The 23553-nt window shown below is 69.2% G+C and carries 13 protein-coding genes; 7 read left to right on the top strand and 6 right to left on the bottom strand.

The features are described from left to right. Nucleotides 1-29 precede the first annotated feature (29 nt). The 4 genes from CA982_RS22925 to infC form a co-directional block, all read right to left on the bottom strand. On the bottom strand, nucleotides 30-839 hold the full coding sequence (locus CA982_RS22925) for a TrmH family RNA methyltransferase (RefSeq protein WP_086537476.1): 810 nt from the start codon (nucleotides 837-839) through the stop codon (nucleotides 30-32). Nucleotides 840-886: 47 nt separating this feature from the next. Continuing rightward, nucleotides 887-1267, bottom strand: a complete 381-nt coding sequence (gene rplT, locus CA982_RS22920; protein WP_004018755.1) for a 50S ribosomal protein L20 — start codon at nucleotides 1265-1267, stop codon at nucleotides 887-889. A 43-nt stretch (nucleotides 1268-1310) separates the two neighbouring features. Beyond that, on the bottom strand, nucleotides 1311-1505 hold the full coding sequence (rpmI, locus tag CA982_RS22915; protein ID WP_004018754.1) for a 50S ribosomal protein L35: 195 nt from the start codon (nucleotides 1503-1505) through the stop codon (nucleotides 1311-1313). 116 nt (nucleotides 1506-1621) lie between these two features. Then, nucleotides 1622-2263 carry a translation initiation factor IF-3 gene (gene infC / locus CA982_RS22910; protein ID WP_084817310.1) on the bottom strand — a complete coding sequence of 214 codons (642 nt, stop codon included), beginning with the start codon at nucleotides 2261-2263 and terminating at the stop codon, nucleotides 1622-1624. 265 nt (nucleotides 2264-2528) lie between these two features. Here infC and CA982_RS22905 point away from each other — a divergent pair, with 265 nt between their 5' ends. Together CA982_RS22905 and CA982_RS22900 are read left to right on the top strand one after the other, a co-directional pair. Beyond that, nucleotides 2529-2954: a DUF1844 domain-containing protein gene (locus CA982_RS22905; protein ID WP_086537475.1), complete on the top strand. Its 426-nt coding sequence runs from the start codon at nucleotides 2529-2531 to the stop codon at nucleotides 2952-2954. Nucleotides 2955-3118: 164 nt separating this feature from the next. Next, nucleotides 3119-3406 carry a PspA domain-containing protein gene (locus tag CA982_RS22900; protein WP_086537474.1) on the top strand — a complete coding sequence of 96 codons (288 nt, stop codon included), beginning with the start codon at nucleotides 3119-3121 and terminating at the stop codon, nucleotides 3404-3406. Between the two features lie 111 nt (nucleotides 3407-3517). Here the strand turns inward: CA982_RS22900 and uvrA are convergent, their stop codons facing one another. Then, nucleotides 3518-6400 carry an excinuclease ABC subunit UvrA gene (uvrA, locus tag CA982_RS22895; RefSeq protein WP_086537473.1) on the bottom strand — a complete coding sequence of 961 codons (2883 nt, stop codon included), beginning with the start codon at nucleotides 6398-6400 and terminating at the stop codon, nucleotides 3518-3520. 243 nt (nucleotides 6401-6643) lie between these two features. Here uvrA and CA982_RS22890 point away from each other — a divergent pair, with 243 nt between their 5' ends. The 4 genes from CA982_RS22890 to CA982_RS22875 all read left to right on the top strand — a co-directional run bounded on the left by CA982_RS22890 (nucleotide 6644) and on the right by CA982_RS22875 (nucleotide 11891). Beyond that, nucleotides 6644-7342, top strand: a complete 699-nt coding sequence (locus tag CA982_RS22890; protein ID WP_086537472.1) for an MBL fold metallo-hydrolase — start codon at nucleotides 6644-6646, stop codon at nucleotides 7340-7342. 307 nt (nucleotides 7343-7649) lie between these two features. Next, complete coding sequence (locus tag CA982_RS22885; protein WP_086537471.1) at nucleotides 7650-8744, top strand: DoxX family protein; 1095 nt, start codon at nucleotides 7650-7652, stop codon at nucleotides 8742-8744. 106 nt (nucleotides 8745-8850) lie between these two features. Continuing rightward, entirely contained in the window at nucleotides 8851-9546 is a 696-nt protein-coding gene (locus CA982_RS22880) for a hypothetical protein (RefSeq protein WP_086537491.1), read from the top strand. Then, nucleotides 9543-11891, top strand: coding sequence for a HelD family protein (locus CA982_RS22875; RefSeq protein ID WP_086537470.1), 2349 nt, complete (start codon nucleotides 9543-9545; stop codon nucleotides 11889-11891). Before CA982_RS22880 ends, CA982_RS22875 begins: the two co-directional genes overlap by 4 nt. A 490-nt stretch (nucleotides 11892-12381) precedes the next feature. Here CA982_RS22875 and CA982_RS22870 read toward each other — a convergent pair whose 3' ends face one another. Next, entirely contained in the window at nucleotides 12382-23256 is a 10875-nt protein-coding gene (locus CA982_RS22870) for a non-ribosomal peptide synthetase (RefSeq protein ID WP_086537469.1), read from the bottom strand. A 51-nt stretch (nucleotides 23257-23307) separates the two neighbouring features. Here CA982_RS22870 and CA982_RS22865 point away from each other — a divergent pair. After that, the coding region (locus CA982_RS22865; RefSeq protein WP_158097829.1) for a transposase at nucleotides 23308-23553 on the top strand (246 nt) is incomplete at its 3' end.

Raw genomic sequence — 23553 nt, 5'->3', positions numbered from 1 at the left:
CCGACCCTACCGGCCGGCTCGGACAGCGGTCAGACGCGACCCGCCGCGCCGTGGACACGCGCACTCTCGTATAGACAGATGGCCGCCGCGGCAGCGACATTCAGGCTCTCCGCGCGACCGCGGATCGGAATGGACACACGGTGGTCGGCCGAGCGCTGCACGTCGGCGGGCAACCCGTGTGCCTCGTTGCCGAACAGCCAGGCGACGCGAGCGGAGAGGACATCGCCCGCGGAGTCCAGGTCGACCTCGCCGTCGGCCGCCGTGGCCAGCAGCGTGACACCGCCCGCGCGGATGGCGTCGAGTGCGTGGTCGACGGAGCGCTCGCGCACCACGGGCACCGTGAACACGCTCCCCGCGCTCGCCCGGATGCACTTGCCGTTGTGTGGGTCGACGGCGTCGCCGAGCAGGACCACGGCGTCCGCGCCCATCGCGTCCGCGCACCGGATCAGCGTGCCCGCGTTCCCGGGTTCACGGGCTTCGACGGCGACGGCGAGGAGTCGGGGCTCGTCGGCGAGGACGGTTTCCAGCGCAACGTCGAGCAGCGGACAGATCGCGAATATACCTGCGGGCGTGGAGGTCTCGGCGAGCTTGGACGCGGCACGGGCGGTGATCACCGACACCGGGACGCCCGTCGCCGTGGCAGTGTCGACGAGATCGCGGTGTCGGTGGTGCTCCTCGTCGGCGACCAGGAGCGCGTCGATCCGTCCGACGGTGAGCGCCGACGCGACGGCGTTCGCCCCTTCGGCGAGGAAGCGGCCCTGCTCGCGCCGCTCGGCGGCTCGATGGAGCTTCGCATACGACACGACCCGCGAGGATCGCTCGGACAGGATCTCCGTCATCGGAGGCTCGTCCGCGCGACTCGCGGGTCGTGGGTGCTGGGGTGCAATCAGGCAGCCGGGGCGTTGACGTCGGCCGGCAGGGCCTTGCGGGCGACCTCGACCAGACCGGTGAAGGCCTCGGGATCGGTCACGGCGATGTCGGCGAGCACCTTGCGGTCGACCTCGACACCAGCGGCCTTGAGGCCCTGGATGAGGCGGTTGTAGGTGATGTCGTTGGCGCGGGCCGCGGCATTGATACGCGAGATCCACAGCTTGCGGAATTCACCCTTGCGCGCGCGACGGTCGCGGTAGGCGTAGGTCAGCGAGTGGAGCTGCTGCTCCTTCGCCTTGCGGTAGAGGCGCGACCGCTGTCCGCGGTAGCCCTTGGAGGCCTCGAGGGTGGACCGACGCTTCTTCTGGGCGTTGACGGCCCTTTTCACGCGTGCCATGTGTTAGATCCTTTTGCTTGTCAGATGTCTGGGGTCGCTGGCGTCAGCGGTTGAGCAGTCGCTTGATGCGCGGGGCGTCGTTCTCGCTGACGACGGTTGTGCCGTCGAGACGACGGGTGCGCTTGGACGACTTGTGCTCGAGCAGGTGGCGGCGGTTGGCCTTCTGGCGGACGATCTTTCCGCTGCCGGTCACCTTGAAGCGCTTCGCGGTGCCCTTGTGGGTCTTGCTCTTCGGCATGTTCTTCCTTTTCTCGGGCGAACTCGGGCACCGGACCTGGCGAGGTCCGGTGTGTACCGGGTTCGCGTGTCGTGATCTCGGCCGGAACGGTTCGGACTCTCGTCCGGCCGACCGACTCAGTTCTCGTCCGCGGCGGCCTTCGGGCCACCGGAACGTTCACGGCTCTCTTGCGCCTTCTGGCGGGTCTTCGCGCCCTTGTGCGGGGCCAGGACCATCGTCATGTTGCGACCGTCCTGCTTGGCCGAGGTCTCGACGAAGCCGTAGTCGGCGACGTCGTTGCCCAGGCGCTGCAACAGTCGGTAGCCGAGCTCGGGACGGGACTGCTCGCGGCCGCGGAACATGATGGTGACCTTCACCTTGGATCCCGCCTCGAGGAACCGGATGACGTGACCTTTCTTGGTCTCGTAATCGTGGTCGTCGATCTTGGGACGGAGCTTCTGCTCCTTGATGACGGTCATCTGCTGATTGCGACGCGATTCGCGCTGCTTCTGGGCCGCTTCGTACTTGAACTTGCCGTAGTCCATGATCTTGCAGACCGGCGGACGGGCGTCCGGGGCGACCTCGACCAGGTCGAGATCGGCCTCGTAAGCCAAGCGAAGCGCATCTTCAACACGCACGATGCCCACCTGCTCCGAGTTGGGTCCGACGAGTCGGACCTCAGGGACGCGGATGCGCTCGTTGATGCGGGTCTCAGTGCTGATGGGGCCTCCTTGTTCAATCCTGCAGTGGTAACCGTCGCGTCGTGGCGAGGGACGTATGCAAGAGAACCTGCGGGGCACCTCAGCAAGGAAGCCCCGGGACTGATGTCCGCGGGGCTCCGATACCGACCGGCTCGTCCACGCGTGTCAGTACTGACACACGCTGCCGTCGACCTACAGCTCAGCATCGAGAGATGCGATCTGCGACGATCGGCGTGAACCGGACCGTGCAACTGCGAGAACCTCGCGTCGAACGGTGGGAGCGGAACTCCACTTACGACCCCGGCGCATACCAGGGCGGTCGTGCTATGGGAGTCTAACAGCCATGGCCGAGAACTCCTATTCGTCACCTGCACCGTTACCCCCGGAGGGTGCGACGGGCGGCGGCGCCGACACGGGAGATGCGGCGCACACCGATCCGGACAACGTCCGTGACCTGGGCGATATTCCGGCCATCGAGGTCATCACCCGATCCATCGTCATGCTGATGAGCGCGGCGGCCGAGAAACTCGGCCTGGCCGAGGGCACGCCCGCGGATCGCATCGACCTGCCCGAGGCACGCACCCTGATCACCGCCTTGGCCGGCATCGTCGACGCGTCGAAAGCCGATCTCGGCATTCATGCCGCCCCGATCCGCGACGGACTGAAAGGCCTGCAACTGGCGTTTCGTGAGGCGAGCGCCTACCCGGACGAGCCCGGCGAGGGCCCCGGCGAGAAGTACACCGGTCCGGTTCGCGCGCCCCGGAGGTAGTGGCCTCGACACGCGGCGGCCTCGCTTCGCTGGGTCGACGCGGCTCGACCAGCAGTACCGCTGGTTGAGCAGGCGAGGAGCGTAGCGACGGAGCCCGCACCCCCGCTGGTTGAGCAGGCGAGGAGCGTAGCGACGAGCCGTGTCGAAACCACTACGCTGGACCCATGACGAATGCCGATGAGCCCGGGCGGTCCGACGAGATCGTCGACGCGGAGATCGTGCCGGCCGGACCGGTGCCGGGATCGCTCCCTGACCCGAACTACTCCGACAGCGGTGTCCCGACCTTCGACTTCGTCCGAGACAAGATCGAGCACCGGATCACTACCGCGATCGGCTCCCAGGAGCTCGCGGAGGCCGGCCCCGAAGGACAGAGCGTCGACGAGATGATGCGCAAACGCGACGAGGCGGCGAAGAAGCGACTCGAGGAGATCCGCAAGTCGATGGGCTCATAAGGCACTTCCCCACCGCGCTTTCCCCTTCCGACACGCAGATCGCCACTCCCGTTGACGCGCCCGGTCGTAACCGGCGTTCCTGCAACGGAAGTGGCGATTCTGTCCGGTGCGTCAGCCGGCCGACGCCACCGCGTGGTCGATGTCGACGATCTCGGCCAGGAACTTGCCGGTGTGGCTGCCCGGGGTCGCGGCGATGTCTTCCGGGGTGCCCTCGCCGACGACGGTTCCGCCGCCCGCGCCGCCCTCGGGTCCCATGTCGATGACCCAGTCGGCGGTCTTGATGACGTCGAGGTTGTGCTCGATCACGATGACCGTGTTGCCCTTGTCGACCAGGCCGTTGATCACGGTGAGCAGCTTCTTGATGTCCTCGAAGTGCAGCCCGGTGGTGGGTTCGTCGAGGATGTAGACCGTCCGGCCCATCGACCGCTTCTGCAACTCGGCCGCCAGCTTCACACGCTGCGCCTCACCGCCGGACAGGGTCGGGGCCGGTTGCCCGAGCCGGACGTAGCCGAGCCCGACGTCGACGAGGGTCTTGAGGTAGCGGTGGATCGAGGTGACGGGCTCGAAGAAGTCGGCCGCCTCCTCGATCGGCATGTCGAGGACCTCGGAGATGGTCTTGCCCTTGTAGTGGACTTCGAGAGTCTCGCGGTTGTACCGCGCACCGTGGCAGACCTCGCACGGAACGTAGACGTCCGGCAGGAAGTTCATCTCGATCTTGATCGTGCCCTCGCCGGTACATGCCTCGCAGCGGCCGCCCTTGACGTTGAACGAGAAGCGACCCGGCTGGTAGCCGCGCACCTTGGCCTCGGTGGTCGCCGCGAACAGGGTACGGATCTTGTCGAAGACGCCGGTGTAGGTGGCCGGGTTGGACCGTGGGGTACGGCCGATCGGCGACTGGTCGACCTGGACGAGCTTGTCCAGATTGTCCAGACCCTTGATGCGGGTGTGGCGTCCGGGAACCTGGCGGGCACCGTTGAGCTTGTTGGCGAGCACCGTGGCGAGGATGTCGTTGACGAGCGTCGACTTGCCCGATCCCGAGACCCCGGTGACCGCGGTCATCACACCGAGCGGGAACGACACGTCGATACCGCGCAGGTTGTGCTCACGTGCGCCGACGACGGTCAGCTGTCGTTTGCGGTCGATCGGCCGGCGGATCTCCGGCACCGGCAAGGTGTCACGTCCGGCTAGGTACGCGCCGGTCAGCGACTTCCGGTTCTTCAGCAGGTCCTTGTAGCTACCGCTGTGCACGACGTGACCACCGTGCTCACCGGCTCGGGGGCCGATGTCGACGATCCAGTCGGCGGCGCGGATGGTGTCCTCGTCGTGTTCGACGACGATGAGCGTGTTGCCCAGGTCCCGAAGACGGGTCAGCGTGTCGATGAGGCGGCGGTTGTCGCGTTGGTGCAGACCGATGGACGGCTCGTCGAGGACGTAGAGGACGCCCGCGAGGCCCGACCCGATCTGGGTCGCCAGACGGATGCGCTGTGCCTCACCGCCCGACAGCGATCCCGCCGCACGCTCCAGGGACAGGTACTCGAGCCCGACGTCGAGCAGGAAGCGTATGCGAGCCTGGACCTCCTTGAGGACCCGGCCGGCGATGGCCGCCTGGCGTGAGTCGAGCCGCAGCTGGTCGAGGAAGTCGGCGCAGTCGGCGACCGACAGTGCACACACCTCGGCGATCGACTTGGGTCCGTACTCGGGGTGGTCGAGGGTCACCGCGAGGATCTCCGGGCGGAGGCGAGCACCCTGGCAGGCAGGACACGGCACGTCCCGCATGTAGCCCTCGTAGCGCTCCTTCATCTGCTCGGACTCGGTCTGGTCCATGCGGCGCGCCAGGAACGAGAGCACACCCTCGAACTCGGTGTAGTACGAGCGGGTGCGGCCGTACCGGTTGCGGAACTTGACGTGCACCTGGTGATCGCTGCCGTTGAGCAGTGCCCGTCGAGCCTTGATGGGCAGCTTCTTCCACGGGGTGTTGATGTCGAACTTCATCTGGTCGGCCAGACCGGACATCAGACGGAGGAAGTAGTCGGCGTTGTGCCCGGTCGACCACGGCGCGATGGCGCCCTCGGCGAGGGACATCTCCGGGTCGGGCACGACGAGTTCCTCGTCGACCTCCTTGCGCACGCCGAGGCCGTCGCATTCCGGGCAGGCGCCGTAGGGCGAGTTGAACGAGAACGACCGCGGTTCGAGGTCGTCGATCGCGATCGGGTGCGCGTTGGGGCAGGCCATCCGCTCCGAGAAGCGGCGCTCGCGTTCCGGGTCGTCCTCCTCGAGGTCGACGAAGTCGAGCACGATGATGCCGTCGGCCAGGCGCAGACCGGTCTCCACCGAATCCGTGAGGCGCTGCTTGGCGCTGGCCTTGACGACCAGGCGGTCGACGACCACCTCGATGTCGTGCTTCTCCTGCTTCTTCAGCTTCGGCGGGTCGGTCAGCGGGTAGACGACCCCGTCGATGCGGGCGCGCGAGAAGCCCTGGGTCTGGAGTTCGGCGAAGAGGTCGACGAACTCGCCCTTGCGCGTGCGGACGACCGGCGCCAGCACCTGGAACCGCGTGCCCTCGCCCATCGCGAGGACCTGGTCGACGATCTGCTGGGGCGTCTGCTTGGCGATGGGCTCGCCACAGATCGGGCAGTGCGCCTTGCCGGCGCGGGCATAGAGGAGGCGGAGGTAGTCGTAGACCTCGGTGATCGTGCCGACGGTCGATCGCGGGTTGCGGTTCGTCGACTTCTGGTCGATCGACACCGCGGGCGAGAGCCCCTCGATGAAGTCCACGTCCGGCTTGTCCATCTGCCCGAGGAACTGCCTCGCATAGGCGGACAGCGACTCGACGTAGCGCCGCTGCCCCTCGGCGAAGATCGTGTCGAAGGCGAGCGACGACTTGCCCGAACCCGACAGACCGGTGAAGACGATGAGGCTGTCCCGGGGCAGGTCGACATCGATGCCGCGAAGGTTGTGTTCGCGGGCACCTCGGACGATCAGACGATCAACCACTGCAGTCCTTACATTCTCGAGTCACAGGGCGCACGGCCGGCGCACGGGCACAGTACCGACGGCCACCGACAAGATTGTCATCACGAGCTCGCCCCGGGAAAGATTCGCCGGTCCGGCAACCGGGCGATCGGTCTCGCCGCCCGCGTGTCATCGCCTAACCGATGGTCCAGGATACGCGCGTCCCGCGAACTCCCGTGGTCACGACCGTCACATTCCGACGGCCCGCTGTCATAGCCTGTCGGCATGACCTCCCCAGCGACACCGATCAGCGACACCTATACCGGCGACCTCTCCGAGTCGAAGACCCCGCAGCGCCGCACGCTGGCCTCGGCCACCATCGTCAAGTTGTCCGTCGGTCCGATGGACAACAACGTCTACGTGGTGACCTCGCGGGCGACCGGCGATCAGCTGATCATCGACGCGGCCAACGACGCGGAGACGATCACCGACGTCCTCTCGGCCGTCGAGGGGACTCCGACGCTGATCTTCACCACCCATCAGCACTTCGACCACTGGCAGGCCCTCGCGGCCGTCGCCGAGCACACCGGGGTCCCCACGGCGGCCGGGCGCCTCGACGCCGGTGAACTGCCGGTCACCCCCGACCGCCTCGTCGACGACGGTGACGTCATCGAGGTCGGCGACCTCGCTTTCGAGGCCATCCACCTGGTCGGCCACACCCCCGGCTCCATCGCCCTGGCCCTCACCGACGTGAGCGATGACGGCGAGCGCACCGTGCACCTGTTCACCGGCGACTGTCTCTTCCCGGGTGGGATCGGGAAGACCTGGAAGCCGGAGGATTTCGACACCCTCATCGAGGACGTCTCGACGAAGCTGTTCGACCGGTTCGACGACTCGACCGTGGTCTATCCGGGCCACGGCAAGGACACCAGCCTGGGTGCCGAGCGCGGATCGCTGCCCGAATGGCGTGAGCGTCGCTGGTGACACCACCGAGTGGGCAAACCCACCGTTCTTCGGGATTCCCACCGCTGGCCGAGGTGGTGGGTCTGCCGAAAAAGGGTGGGTCTGCGACGAGTGGGGACGGCGGGGTTTGACCTCGATCCCCCGGGGTTACCTGTTCCTCGGATCGTTCGGCGAGTCGTGACCCGGAACGCCCGCAACTGCGCAAACTGATCACGGCACGCCGAGCGACCAGCAGATTCGTCGCGAGAGGGTAGCGTTGAACGGGCCAGAAACGCGCTCCACCCGACGGATCTCGATAGCCAAACCCGACTGAAGAAGGTTGTGACCGATGATTCTCCGCCGTATAGCCCGTCCGCTCCTCGCCTCGGCGTTCGTCGCCAGCGGCGTGGACGCCATCCGGAGCCCCAAACCGATCGCGCAATCCGCGGAGCCGGTCGTGGACAAGGCCCGGTCGTCGCTCCCGCCGGAGGTGGCCGGCCGGATCCCGGAGAACACCGAGACGCTCGTGCAGATCAACGCTGCTGCCCAGATCGGCGGCGGCATCCTCCTCGCGACCGGCAAGTTCCCGCGCGTCGCGTCGGTCGTCCTGGCCGGGACGCTGATCCCGACCACCGCCGCCGGCACCGACTTCTGGAACGAGGCCGATCCGGTCAAGAAGGAAGCCCAGCGCAACGCCTTCATCAAGAACGTCGGCCTCCTCGGCGGAGTTCTGCTGGCGGCTGTCGACACCGAGGGCAAGCCCTCGCTCGCGTGGCGTGGGCGCCAGAAGGCCTCCGCCGTCGCCGCGGCCCTGCCGATCGGCGCGGCCGCCGGCTCGTCGACGTGGGACCACCTCGTCGAGCGCACCCACGACGGCGCCGAGATCGTCTCCGAGCGGTCCGCCGATGCCGCGGCGAAGTTCCGCGAGCACGCTCCCGAGATCGCCGAGGCCGCGCAGAAGCGGTCGCTGGAGTTCGCCGAGAAGGCCGCCGACACCGCCGCTGACGTCGCCGAGCGCATCCGCGACCGTGCCCCGGTTCTGGCCGATGCGGCACTCGTCCGTTCCTCGGAATTCGCCGACACCGCCCTCGCGCGCTCGTCGGACCTCGCCGAGACCGCGCGTAAGCGGGGTCCGAAGCTGGTGAAGGAAGCGCAGAAGCGAGCCGAGAAGGCCCAGAAGCAGGCCGCGAAGACGCAGAAGAAGGCGAAGAAGAAGGCTCCGAAGATCGCCGATTCCGCACGCGGTCGCGCGTCCGACCTCGCCGACACCGCCCGCAAGCGCGCACCGGAGTTCGCCGACGTCGCCCGGGACCGGTCCGCGGAGCTGGCCGACGTCGCCCGCGCCCGGTCGGCCGAACTCGCCGAGACCGCACGTCAGCTCGCCGCGGCCGCCGAGGACTCGGCCGAACAGGGCCGCAAGCGTCTGCGCAAGGCACGTCGCTGATCCTCCGGGACTCCCTCGCGCACGAGCAGAAGATACGAGCACGACCCTGAACACGACCGATCTCACGACCACGGACGCGGTGCACCCGCCAGAGGACTATCCCTGGGTGCCCGCGTCCGTGGCGCTGAGACAGGCCGCACCGCACGACGTGGTCCTGGGTGATCCGGCGTTCAGTCCGGTGCCGTCCCCCGGTTCCCGGCTGGTGGTGGCGGTCGGGTCGAACGCCGCCCCGCAGGTTCTGCGCCGCAAGCTGGCACAGGTGCATTCGTCGGACACCATCTGTCTGCAACCGGTCCACGTCACGAACATCACAGTCGGCCATTCCGCGCACATCGCGGCTCGCGGCTATGTGCCTGCCGCCCCGATCCTCGCAGGTCAGCAATCGATCACCACCATCGCGGCATGGCTGGGTCCCGCCCACATCGAGGCGCTCGACGCCACCGAACCGAACTATCATCGACAGACAGTGAATACGCGCGACCATCCCCTGATCCATGACCGGCCCACCCCCTCTCTCCCTGCGGATCGGCCGCCCCTGACCTCGGAGTTCGACCTCTACGTGTCCCGCCATGGCGTCCTCGCCGACCCGGTCACCGGCGACCCGGTCCCCTTCGGCTCCCAGGCCCACGTGTTGGCGTGGTTGTCCCGCCGGCTCGACGATCCGACGTTCGCCGGTCCGGTGTCGGACGTGTGTTCCCGGCTGGCAGCCGATCCCGAGGCGGTGACCGCCCGGATGCGGGGCGCCGGCGTGTCCCGGCCCGGTGACTTCCGCGCAACGCCGTCGATCGGGCACGACCGATGACCGCCCTCTCACCCGACGCCGATCCCCGAGTCGATGAGGAACAGCGACACCTCGATCGCGTGTACGGCCGCCTCGACCGCATGCGGCGGACCACACAGCGACGGTTGTCGTCGACGCTCTCCGAACGCGGCGGCACGCCGCAGGCGCTGTCCGAACGCGAGTCGTACGAGCGGATGTACAACGAAGACCTCGCCAAATTCGATGCCGCCGAACACAACCTGTACTTCGGCCGGCTCGATCTCGACGACGGCGAGATCCGTCGCATCGGGCGCATCGGTGTCCTCGACGACGGTTTCGCCGACGACGGCGAGCTCGACGCCACCGCCACCGACGCCACCCTCCTGCTCGACTGGCGCGCTCCCCTGGCCCGTCCGTTCTATCTCGCGACGCCGGCGGCCCCCGAGGACGTCGCACGCCGGCGCCACATCCGCACCCGCAGCCGGAAGGTCCGCGGTGTCAGCGACGAGTCCCTGACCGCCGGTGACGCCCTGCTCGACGACTTCGGACACGGCGACGTCGTCAACGAGTCGGCCTTGGTCGCAGCCCTCAATGCGGCGCGTACCGGTGAGATGACCGACATCGTCGAGACGATTCAGCGCGAGCAGGACCTGATCATCCGCTCGACGCATCGCGGGGTCACCGTCATCCAGGGCGGACCCGGTACCGGCAAGACCGCCGTCGCATTGCACCGCGCGGCCTACCTGCTCTACACCCATCGTGAGAACCTCTCGCGCAGCGGCATTCTCATCATCGGACCCAACGACGACTTCCTGAACTACATCGGCCAGGTACTCCCCTCGCTGGGCGAGTCCGGCGTGCTCCTCTCGACCATCGGCGACCTGTTCCCCGGCGTGCGGGCGGGCACCGACGATCCGCGGCCGACTGCAGCGGTCAAGGGCGGGCTACGGATGGTCGATGTCCTCAAGCGAGCGGTGCGCGCCCAGCAGTCGCTGCCGTCCCGGCCGGAAGCGGTGGATTTCGACAGCTATCGGGTCGAGATCGACTCGGCGCTGGTCAAGGCCGCGCGCGCCAGGGCCCGCGCGACGCGTCGCGCCCACAACCTCTCGCAGAACGCCTTCCTCAAAGCCGGACTCGCCGAACTCGCCGCGCGGCATGCGGCGGCGATCGGATCGAGCCTGCTCGACGGTTCGCAGTTGCTCAGTCCCGCGGACATCGCCGACATCCGCGACGACATGAGTCGCGATCCCGACATCCGTGCCGCGCTGCTGCGTTACTGGCCGACCCTCACCCCGCAGGCCCTGTTGCGCGACCTCCTCGGCGACGAGCGCGCGATCCGCAAGGCCACCCCGGGCTGGTCGGAGGCCGATCGCGCGGCGCTGCACCGGCCGTCGCGGCCGGCGACGACGTCGGGTGAGGACTTCTCCGCGGCGGACGTGCCACTGCTAGACGAGTTGGCCGAGCTGATCGGTTACGGCACCGAGGACGCCGAGCGGGCCGAGCGCGCACGCTGGCGGCGCCAGCTCGCCGACGCCCAGGACGCTCTGGACATCCTGACCGGTTCGGCACCACAGGACCTCGAGGACGAACTCGACCCGGAGATCCTGATGGCCTACGACCTGATCGACGCCGAACAACTCGCCTCCCGCCAGACCGAGACCCGGCGCGCGACGACAGCCGAGCGTGCCTATGGCGACCGCACCTGGACCTTCGGCCACGTCATCGTCGACGAGGCCCAGGAACTCTCGGTGATGGCCTGGCGAATGGTGATGCGACGCATACCGAATCGGTGGATGACCATCATCGGCGACACCGCCCAGACATCCGACGAGGCGGGCACACGCTCCTGGGGAGAGGTTCTGGAGCCCTACGTCGCCAAGCGCTGGCAGTTCAAGGAACTCTCGGTCAACTATCGGACCCCCAGCGAGATCATGGAGTACGCCGCCCGCGTCCTGGCTGAGATCGGCAACGGCGAGAAGGCACCGACCTCGTTGCGCAGCAACGGGATCGAGCCGGTAGCCATTCGCGCGGGCGGTGACGCGCCGGCGGACATCGTCGACGCAGTCCGCCGGGCCGTCCAGCTCGCCGAACCCGACGGACTCACCGCCGTCGTGGTGCCCGATCACCTGCGCGAACTCGTCGATGCGGCACTGTCTCCGGACCGGTTCACCGTGGAGGACCGCGAGCCTCCCCGCGTCTACACCGTGCGGAGCTGTAAGGGCCTGGAGTTCGACACCACGATCGTCGTCGAACCCGCCGCCGTCATCGATCAGTCACCACGCGGACTCAGCGACCTGTACGTCGCCCTCACCCGGGCGACACAGCGACTCGTCGTGGTCCATCGCGACGATCTGCCCGACGCCCTCGCGGATCTGCCGGTCGGCTGAGGACCTGGTCCCTGGGGCGAGCAACGCCCACCCCGCTCCCTGAGGAGCGGCCGCCCGCCCCCTGGGATGCAAGCGAGGGGCCGTCCGCCCCCTGGGATGCAAAGCGAGYCCCCCCGGATGCAAGCGACCCCCCGCTCCCTGAGGAGCGGCCGGAGCTTGCGGAGGCTGCGTCACGAAGGGTCTTGGCGAGACGAGTTGCGAGACCCTTCGAGGCTCGTCGCTTGCGCTCCTCGCACCTCAGGGAGCGAAGGGGGACGCCGCCTGCGCTCCTCGCACCTCAGGGAGCGAAGGGGGACGCCGCCTGCGCTCCTCGCACCTCAGGGAACGAAGGGGACGCCGCCTGCGCTCCTCACACCTCAGGGAACGAAAGGGGACGCCGCCTGCGCTCCTCACACCTCAGGGACCAGAGGTCATGCGGTTCTTTCGGATTGGGGAGCAGAGGGGGCGACGTCCGCCGCCCGCACCTCGAGCGGAGGGCGCTCCCCGCATCTCAGGCGTCGTTGCTGCGACCCTCGGCCGCGGTGATCGCCGCGTCGATCCGCGGTCCGATCTCGACCAGTGCGTCACTGCCGACGATCCCGAGATGATCGGCGTCGACGTCGACGCGGGTGACCGGCCCCTCGAGGAACGGTGTCCAGCGCTCGGCCGTCGTGTCCGGGTCCGCTTCTCCGGCAGCGGCGACGATGAGCATCGCGTCACCGTCGTAGCGCCGGGGGCGGTGGTCGACGGTGCGACGGGCCGACGTCGCCATCCGCCGCAGCATCCGGTCGAACGCATCGCCGTCGAGCAGGCCGAGTCCGGTGACCTTCTCGCGGATCGCGGCGGCCACCGCAGCCGGATCGTCCGACCCGACGACCGTGTCGACGTCGATGACGGCCTGCCACCCGCCGAGCAGGTCCGCGACCGTCGAGCGCGTATCGTCCGGCGAATCCGCGGAACCCGATGCCGTTCCGTCGGTCTCGAGTTCATCACCGACGGCGGGATAGCTGTCGAGGAGACCGAGGAAACCGACTTCCGCACCCTGCGCACGGAGTTCGACGGCCATCTCCTGCGCGATCAACCCACCGATGGACCAGCCGACGAGATGGTAGGGCCCCTGCGGAACTCGCGTGCGGATCTCGGTCACGTACCGGGCGGCGAGGTCACGGATCGAGGCGGCGGCCGTGTCACCGGCGACGACGAAGGGATCCTGCAGACCGAAGACCGGTCGGTCGTCGAGATACGGGGTGAGACCGGCGAACAGCCACGTCAACCCATCGGCCGGGTGGACACAGAAGACCGGGGCGCGGCTGCCCTCTGCTCGCAGCGACACGACCACGTCGCCGCGCGGGGCGGCCCCGGCGGCCGGGTCCTCGTGCGCGGCGAGCCGGGCGCCGAGATCGCGCGGCGTCGGCCCGGCGAAGACCCATGCGACCTCGACGGGCACACCGGTTCGCCTGCGCAGCAGCGACACCAGTCGCACGACGGACAGTGACGTTCCGCCCAGATCGAAGAACCCCTGGTCCGCGCTCACCATCCCATGCCCGGTGATCTCGGCCATCGCCTCGGCGACCGCCATCTCCCAGCGGCCCGTCGGCGCCACTGGCGCGGAGTCGTCGTGACCGGCTCCGCCCGCGGTCATGAGCGCTGCGATCTCGCGGCGCCCCGGCCGTCCGTCCGCCCCGACCGGGATGGCGTCGACGACGCTGAACACCGTCGGGACCCAATGCGCGGCCAGCACCTGCGACAGCTGACGGCGGAGCTCGGGGACGCCCAGGTCGTCGCGGTCGAGAACGACCCAGGCCCCCACCTGGAGGCCGTCGTCTGTCTTGACACTGCCCGGGACACTGCCGGACGGCACCCCCACGACGGCCGCCGCAGTAACGCCTGGCACCGAAGCCACCGCTTTCTCCACCGCATCGAGGTCCACTCGCCGGCCGTCGATCCGAGGATGACGCGCGACCGGCCCGAGGATCTCCAGCCGTGTCACGGAAGCGTCGACCCACCGTGCCCGGACGCCCGTCGGCGCCAGTGCACCGTCGTCGCCGCGCTCGAAGAGCTCGCCCGGCACCCGCGGTGGCACCGCCCGGGCCGCGCTGTCCAGGATCACCGACGCTCCGTCACCGGCAGCGGCCACCTCGACTGCGACCACCGGGACCCGGTCCACGACGGCATCGAGGTCACCGGTGACGGCGTCGAGCATGCGCAGGAACACGTCGCGGATCGCCGACACCGTGTCGATGTCGAACAACGCTGCGGCGTAATCTATCTCGCCGACCAACTCGACGCGGGTGCCGACCGTCCGTTCCGCGAGACCGAGTGTCAGATCGACCTTCGCGGGCGGCGGCCCCGGTTCGACGGGCACCACCTCGAGACCGTCCACGGTGAACGCACCGGCCTCCGGGCCGGAACCGGGCCCCGGGAGCGAAGTCTCGCCCGCGGACTCGGCGAGGTAGTTGATCATGACCTGGACGAGCGGAGCGTGGGCGGTGGAACGGACCGGCGTCAGGTGCTCGACGAGCGTCTCGAACGGGATGTCGGCGTGCGCGAACGCCGCGAGATCGGTGTCGCGGACCCGGCGGAGCAGGTCCCCGACCGTGTCCTCGGCCCGCAGCCGGGTCCGGAGCACCAGGGTGTTCACGAACATGCCGATCAGCCCCGTCGTGGCCGCGTGACCGCGTCCCGACACGGCGGCGCCGATGCTGACGTCGTCCACGTCGGCCACCCGCGCGAGGGCGGCGACGAACGCCGCGTGACAGACCATGAACGGGGTCATCCCGTGTGCGCGAGCGGTCGCCACGACCGCCGCGCTGCGTTGCTCGCCGAGTTCGAGGACCATGCGGCCGCCGGTCGGGTCGGCGACCGGTGGGCGCGGACGGTCACCGGGTAGCTCCAGCGCGGCGGGCACACCGGCCAGCGTCTCGGCCCAGAACGAGTACTGCGCGGCCATCGGCGACGTCGGGTCGTCGATCTCCCCGAGCACGTCGCGCTGCCAGAGCGCGTGGTCGGCGTACGCGATCTCCGGGACGTCGATGGACTCGTCCGCGGGGCGTCCACCGCTGCGGTATCGGCCGAGGACCTCGGCGGCCAGGATCGCCAGGGACGCCGCATCACCGGCGATGTGGTGCAGGACCAGCACGACCCGATGCACCGGTGGCCTCGCACCCTCCGCGGCTCCCGCGGAGATCGCCACACGCAGCGGCAGCTGCGTCGACACGTCGAATCCCTCCGTGCACAACGCCATCGCGCCCTCACGCGTGCCGACCGACTCCCAGCGCAGTTCGTCTGCCGCCGTCGCCGGATCGAGGATGCGCTGCGCGGGCACACCGTCCTCGCCGAGCGGGTAGACGGTTCGCAGGGGCTCATGACGCGTCATCACAGCGACGACCGCGGCCCGCAGCGCGGCGACATCGAGGAACCCGTGGATGTCGAACGCGACGGGCATGTTGTACATCGGGGAGGTCACGTCGAACTGGTTGATGAACCAGAGGCGTTGCTGCGCATACGACAGCGGGATACGGGCGGGCCGGGAACGCGCGACGAGGGGATGCTCGGCGATCCGGCGTCGTGCCAGGGTCCGCGCGAGCTCGCGGACCGTCGGGGCGCGGAAGAGGTCCCGCACGTCGAGGTCGATGCCGAGTTGCTCGCCGATCCGGGCCACGACGCGCATCGCGGCCAGCGAGTTGCCACCGAGATCGAAGAACGGTGCCGTCGCCGAGACCTCGTCGACTCCCAGTACCTCGACGAAGACCTCGGCGACCGCGCGTTCGGCGGCGTCGGCCGGCGGCACCATCTCGGTCACGTCGTCGCTCGGCGCGGGTAGGGCCCGGCGGTCCAGCTTGCCGGTCGCCGTGACCGGGACCGACTCGAGAATCACCCATCGAGTGGGACACATGTACTGCGGCAACGACTGTCGGAGGTGCTCACGGATCGCGTCGAGATCGACGTCGCCGGCGACGTACCCGACCAGTGCATCGCCCGCGGGACTGCTCCGGACGGTGACGGCGGCATGCGTGACGCCGTCGACGCGGGCCAGTGCGGTCTCGATCTCCCCGAGCTCGATGCGCTGCCCGCGCAGCTTGACCTGGAAGTCGGCCCGGCCGAGATACTCGAGAGCGCCGCGGGCATCCCAGCGCACGAGGTCGCCGGTCCGGTAGAGCCGGCCGCCCGTCGGCCCGGTGGGATCGGCCACGAAGCGTTCGGCGGTGAGATCGGGCCGGCCGGCATACCCGCGCGCCAGCTGATCCCCGCCGACGTACAACTCGCCGACCACCCCGGCCGGCGCCGGGCGGAGCCTGTCGTCGAGCACCCACGTCGTGGTGTTCGCATTGGGCCGGCCGATCGGCACGCTCACATCACCGGGAGCGAAGCGATACGCCGTCACCTCGACGGCCGCCTCGGTCGGACCGTAGAGGTTGTCGATGTCGGCCTGCGGGGCCAGCGCCGCCATCGCCTCGGCGGTGGCCGCCGGTAGGGCCTCGCCCGAGGCGTTGATCCGCCGCAGCGACGACAGCGCCGCCCGCCGCTGCGGTCGGTCACCGATGTACTCGACGAACGCCGCCATCATCGACGGCACGAAGTGAACGGAGGTGACCCGATGCCGCTCGATCTCGGCCAGGACGTGGGCCGGGTCGACGTGCCGACCGTCGTCGACGATGACCAGGCGGGCCCCGGCCATCAGCGGTTCGAACAGTTCGGGGACGGACACGTCGAAGGTGACCGGCGTCTTGAGCATGACCGCGTCGTCAGGACGCAGCGGCGAACGGACCGACATCCACGCCAGTCGGTTGAGAACCGCACCGTGACTGACGGTGACGCCCTTGGGTGTTCCCGTCGATCCGGACGTGAACAGGGTATAGAGGGCGTTGCCCGGGCACGGACGGCGCAGTTCCGGACCTGGACGGGAGATCGTCTCCAGCGGCGCGCGTCCGTCGACGACCAATGCCGGCGTGGACAGACCGGACAGCGCCGGCGGGCGGACGTCCACGGTCAGCACCACCGCGATCGACGCCGAGTCGACCATGGCCGCGACCCGCTCGGTCGGTGTGGCCGGATCGATGCTGACATAACTGCCGCCGGCCATGACGACGGCATGGATCGCGAGTACGAGTTCGATCGAGCGCGGAAGGCAGACGCCCACTGCGACATCCGGCCCCACGCCGTGTGCGGTCAGGGTCTCCGCGAGCCGGGTGGTCCGGTCGAGGAACTCGCGATAGGTCACCGTCCGCTCGCCTGCCACAAGGGCGGTCGACTCCGGTGAACGGCGCGCGGCGGCCACGATCGCGTCGGTGACCGTCGACCACGGCACCGGCAGGTGCGGTCCGGACACCAGTGCGGCGATCCGCGCGCGCTCGGCCTCATCGGTCAGATCGATGGCACCGACGGCCCGGTCGTCAGCGGCGACGACCGCCTCGAGAACCCGGGTCAACCGGACGATCGCCGTTCGCGCGGTCTGCTCGTCGAACAGGTCGGTGGCATAGACGATCTCGACGGCCCACGGACGGCCGGGCCGGATCGTCACCGCGACAGTCAGGTCGAGCTGGGTGGTGCCGGTGGACACCTCGACCGGTTCGAGGGTCAGCGCCCGCGATCCCGATGCGACCGACCCGACCGCGTCGGCGCCGTCGCGGTCGTGCAGCACCGACAGCATCACCTGGCTGACCGGGGCGAACGCCTCCGACCGGACCGGGGACAGGCGATCCACCAGATACTCGAAGGGCACGTCGGCACGCGCGAGAGCGTTGACGTCGTCGACGCGCACCCGGTCGAGGAACTCGCCGACCGGCGTCCGCGGATCCACGTCGGTGCGCAGGACCACGGTGTTGACGAACATGCCGACGAGGTCGTCGAGGTGTGCGTGACCGCGCCCGGCGACCGGTGTCGTGATCACGATGTCGCGGGTCGCCGACAGTCGCGCCAACATGATCGACAGAGCCGCGTGGACGACCATGAACTCGGTGGCGCCGTGCGCGCGTGCCGTCGCCGCGATCCGCGCCGTGAGATCGGCCGGGAGATCCGCCGTCACCCGACCACCGCGCTGCGAGGCCACCGCCGGCCGCGGACGGTAAGTCGGCAACGGGAGCAGGTCGGGGATCCCCGAAAGCCGATTCGTCCAGTAACCGACCTGGCGACCCAGAACGGAGTCCGCCGAATCGATGTCCCCGAGCGCCTCCCGTTGCCACAGAGCGTGATCGGCGAACTGGATGAGCGGCGCCGCAACACTCGGCCCGCTCGCTGCGCCGGCGACATCAAGCCCGCTCGCTCCGCTCCCGGCGCCGGCGGCCGGCGAACGCCCCTCGGCACGTGCCAGATACGCACTCCACAGGTCGGCGACGAGGGGTCGCATCGACTCGCCGTCGGCCGCGATGTGATGCAGGACGACGACCAGGACGTGCTCGTCGGGTGGCATCGCATCGTCGCCGACCGCGATGAGCCGGATCCGCAGCGGGAGTTCGGTGGTGACATCGAAGGTGGCATCGCCCACGAGGCCGGCCGGATCGATGTGCCCCGGTGGCGCCGCGACCGTCTCCCAGCGCAGGCGGGTCCGTGCCTCGTCGATCGGCAGGATGTGCTGACGGGGTTCACCGCCCTGAGCGGGGAAGACGGTCCGCAGGACCTCGTGGCGCGCGAGCACGTCGACGACGGCGTCGCGCAGGGCACGTCGATCCAAGCGGCCGCGCAAGCGGACGGCCACCGGGATGGTGTAGGCACCCGACTCCGGATCGAGCCGGTTGAGGAACCAGATGCGTTGCTGCGCATACGACAACGGGATGTGCGCCGGGCGTGGATCGGCACGACGCAACGGCGGCGGTGACGACGCGTCGTCGTAGGCGGCATCGATGCGACGCGCCAGCCGGCGCACCGTGGGCGCCTCGAAGACGTCTCGGACACCCACGTGCACCCCGAATGCGTCCCCCGCCCGGGCACTGACGCGGGTGGCCGACAACGAGTTCCCGCCGATCGCGAAGAAGTCGGCGGTCACCGAGATCTCGTCGAGACCGAGGACGTCGCCGACGACCGTGGCGAGTACCCGCTCGGTGTGGGTCGACGGTGGCACCCGCTCGGCATCGGTGGCCGACGATTCGACAGCGGGGAGGCGAGTGCGGTCGATCTTGCCGATCGGGCTGCGGGGCATGGCCTCCAGGACGGCGAGGGCGCCGGGGACCATGTGCGGTGGGAGGTGCGTGGCGAGATGCTCCCGCAGAGCCGATAGCAACTGCCGCTCGTGGTCCGGCCCGCCCCCGGGAGTCACGGGTTCGACATATCCGGCCAGAGAGGTCACCGGGTTCCCGACACCGATGACCGCGGTCGTCCGCACCTCGGGGTGTGCGTTCAGGACGGCCTCGATCTCACCGAGTTCGAGGCGCTGGCCACGCAGCTTGACCTGGAAGTCGGACCGGCCCACGTAGGTCAGCTCGCCGCTGCGGGATCGCCGTACGAGGTCACCGGTCCGGTACATCCGTGTCCCCGGTTCACCGGCCGGCGCGGCGACGAAGCGCTCGGCGGTCAGGGCCGACCGTCCGTGATACCCGCGCGCGAGCTCGGGTCCGGCGAGGTACAGCTCCCCGATGACACCCGGCGGTACCGGATGCAGCCGCTCGTCCAGGACGACGGCGCTCGCACCGGGGACCGGGCTGCCGAGGTGGACCGGCTCATCGGCGACGATCGGGGCCGAGGTGACGCTGATGATGGTGGTCTCGGTCGGCCCGTAGCCGTTCTGGAATCGCACATGCGGGGCCCACCGGTTCTTCTCGGTGTCGGGGACGGCCTCACCGCCGACGAGTACGTCGGTCATCGGCAGCAGCCCGGGGTCCGGCAGCGACGCGGCGACCGAGGACACCAGAAAGGCGTGCGTGGTCCTGTTCGTCGCGATGAAGTCGGCGAGCTCGCGACCGCCGTAGACGTCGGCAGGGGCGACGACGAGGGTCGCGGCGCTGCCATGCGCACCGAGCACCTCGAGCATGGCGGCGTCGAAGGCCGGCGAGCTGATCCCCAGCCACCGCGACTCCGGCCCGGAACGGTGCCGGTCGCGCAGGACCGCGGTGACGCCCGCCAGCCCGCGGTGCGTCACCAGCACTCCCTTCGGAGTTCCGGTCGAGCCGGAGGTGAAGATCATGTAGGCACCGGAATCGGGCGTCACCGGTCGACGCCGACGAGGCGGGGCAGTCGCCGGACGCGTCCGCAGGTCGCTGACGAGCGCCGGGTCGAGCAGCAGTCGCGTCGCCGACGCGGCCGGGCCCGCGCCCAGCCCCTCGACATCCCCATCGGTGAGGATCAGTGCGGTGTCGGCGGCCGCGAGGACACGGGCGATGCGTTCGGCCGGGTACCGCGGATCGACCGGGCAGTACACGGCACCGGTCTTGGCCACCGCCCACAACGCCAGTTGCGCAGTAGCCGACCTCGGGAAGGCGCACACGACCACGTCCTCCGCGCCGATGCCGCGCTCGATCAGATCGGCCGCGAGATGCGAACTCGCCGAGTCGAGTTCGGCGTAGGTCCAGGTATGGTCGGTAGGGGCGGCCGGCTCGACGACGGCCGGGTGGCCCGGCCGCATCCGCGCCGCCCCGACGAGCAGGTCCGGCAGGAGCGTCGGAACCGGATCAGGATCGCCCGATACGAGCGGCACCATCTCCTCGTCGCCGGTCAGCAACCCGAGGTCACCGATCGGGCGCGTGCAGTCCTCGACCGCGGCGGCCAGCACGCCGACGAATCGCTCGGTGAGCCGGCGGGCGGCGGGCTCGTCGTAGAGGTCCGTCGCGAAGGTGAGGGAACCGCGCCACGGCGCCCCCGGCGCCGGGTCGGTGAGCACACCCAGGGTGAGATCCAGTTTCGCCGAGTTGTCCTCGACGGCAACGGGTTCGATGTCGATCCCGACGGCGCCGGCGTCGGTTGCGACGGGATCGGCGACTTCTGAGGTGGTCAGCAGCACCTGGACCAGAGGTGCGTGAGATGCGGCGCGGGCCACCCCGAGTTCGTCGACCACGTCGTCGAACGGCACGTCGGCATGGTCGAGCGCATCGAGGTCCACCTCGCGCACAACCCGCAGGAGGTCGGCGAACGGCTGCCCGGGAAGGATCGGAGTCCGCAGCGCCACGGTGTTGACGAACATGCCGATCAGGTCGTCGGTCTCACCGTCCCGGCCCGCCACCGCGGTGCCGATGACGACGTCCCGCGTACCCGACAACCGGCCCAGTACGGCGGCCAGCGCCGCGTGCAACACCATGAACGGGGTGGCGTCGCCGTTCCGCGCGACGGCGTCCACCGCCTGCGCGACCCGCCCCGGGATGACGAATCCGACTGTCGCGCCGCGCATGGTCGGGGTGGCCGGACGAGGATGAACAGTCGGCAGATCGAGGAGAACCGGCGCGCCGGCGAGTTGCCGAACCCACCACCGGCGGTGCTCATCCTGCTCGCCCGCGCGCTCGGCCGTCCGCACCACGTGGTCCGCGTACTGGATCGGGAGCGGCATCCAATCCGGACTCCGACCGTCGCTTCGCGCCGCGTAAGCCCTCAGCAGGTCGCGCGACAACGCTCGACCCGACTCACCGTCGGCGGCGATGTGGTGGATGCTGATCACCACCAGCGCACCTGCGCCGGGTTCGACATGGGCACGGGCGCGGACCGGCAGGTCGCGGGTCAGGTCGTAGGGTTCCGTGGTCACGGCCAGCGCTTCGGAATCGGAATCCACGGTCGACCAGGCGAAGGCGGAACCGTCGACGCCGGAATCTCTCGGGTCGGCGTCGCGGATCAGCTGTTCGGGGCGCCCGTCGCGACCGATCGGGTAGGTGGTCCGCAGGATCTCGTGGCGGGCGACCACGTCGGCGATCGCGCGGCGCAGGTGCTCGACGTCGACCTCGCCGCGAATGCGAAAGGCGAACGGGATGATGTACGACGCGACGTCCGGCTCGTACTGGTTGATGAACCACATGCGCTGCTGCGCACTGGACAGTGACAAAACGGAAGGGCGGGGCAGAACGGAAGGGCGGGGAACCACCGCAGGACGGCCGAGCGCCGGTGTGACGGCGTCGGTGAGGGAAGCGTCGACGAGGCGCGCGAGGTCGCGGACCGTCGGGGCGTCGAAGACGTCCCGGACCCGCACCATCACGCCGAGCATCCGGGACACTCGTGCCGCGAGCCGGGTGGCGGCCAGCGAGTTGCCACCGAGGTCGAAGAAGGTGTCGGTCACCGACACCGAGTCCGGGGCCGGCAATCCGAGTACGTCGGCGAAGACACCGGCAATGGCGACCTCGGTGTCGGTGTCGGGTTCCACCCGTGCAGCGGAGACGAAGTCCGGTGCGGGCAGCGCCTTACGGTCGACCTTGCCCGCCGTGTTCAGCGGCAACGCATCCAGCACGACCCACGACGTGGGGCGCATGTAGGCAGGTAGTTGCTCAGCCGTCGCGCGCAGCGCCTCGACCTCGACGTCCGTTCCGGTGACGTGAGCGACGAGTTGCTGTCCCGCAGGGAGTTCCATGACCGAGACGACTGCCTGGGCCACACCCGGGGTGGTGGCGAGGACGGTTTCGATCTCCCCCAACTCAACCCGCTGTCCCCGCAACTTCACCTGAAAATCAACACGACCCACATACTCCAACTCACCCACACCACTCCACCGCACCCGATCACCCGTCCGATACAACCGCACACCCACCCCACCAAACGGATCCGCCACAAACCGCTCCGCAGTCAACCCCGCCCGCGACGCATACCCCCGCGCCACCTGCACGCCACCCAAATACAACTCACCCACCACACCCACCGGCACCGGACGCAACCGCGAATCCAACACCCACACCGACACATTCGGCACCGCCCGACCAATCGGCACCACCACCTCACCACCAACCACCACATACGACGTCACATCCACCGCAGCCTCAGTCGGCCCATACAAATTCACCACCCGCACCGACGGCACCAACCCCCGCAACCCCTCCACCGCACCCACACCCAACGCCTCACCCGAACAAAACACCTCACGCAACGACCCCAACCCCACCGAACCCCGCTGCTGCACCGTCTCCGCCAACGCATCCACAAACACCGACAACATCGACGGCACAAAATGACACACCGACACCCCGAACCGCTCCACCACCGACGCCACATACCACGGATCCCGATGACCACCCGGCTCCGCCACCACCACCGAAGCACCAACCATCAACGGCCAAAACAACTCCCACACCGACACATCAAACGACACCGGCGTCTTCCACAACACCACATCCCGCTGCTCCAACCCGAACAACGACTGCATCCACCCCAACCGATTCACCACCGCAGCCTGCGACACCGTCACACCCTTCGGCCGCCCCGTCGACCCCGACGTGAACAACGTGTACACACCCGCACCACCCGGCACCTCCCCCACACCCGACACCATGAACCGCCCCGGGTCTGTCGGAGGCTCTCGAACCTGTGAAGGATGGAGAGCATGGCAGCACCACGCAAGTACAGTGAGGAACTCAAGGACCGGGCCACCCGGATGGCATGTGAAGCGCGACGAGATCCCGATTCGTCGAGAGGTGCGATCAAGCGGATCGCCGATCAGCTCGGAGTCCATCCCGAGGCGTTGCGCAATTGGGTTCGTCAGGCCGAGATCGACGGCGGGGTCCGCCCGGGCACCACGAGTGAGGACGCTGACCGCATCGCGGCGTTGGAGCGGGAGAACCGTGAACTG

This window comes from Gordonia lacunae (assembly GCF_002149015.1).
Taxonomy (GTDB): Bacteria; Actinomycetota; Actinomycetes; order Mycobacteriales; family Mycobacteriaceae; genus Gordonia; species Gordonia lacunae.
Note: the sequence above shows the minus strand (reverse complement) of the source record. Positions and strands in the feature narration are given on the sequence as shown.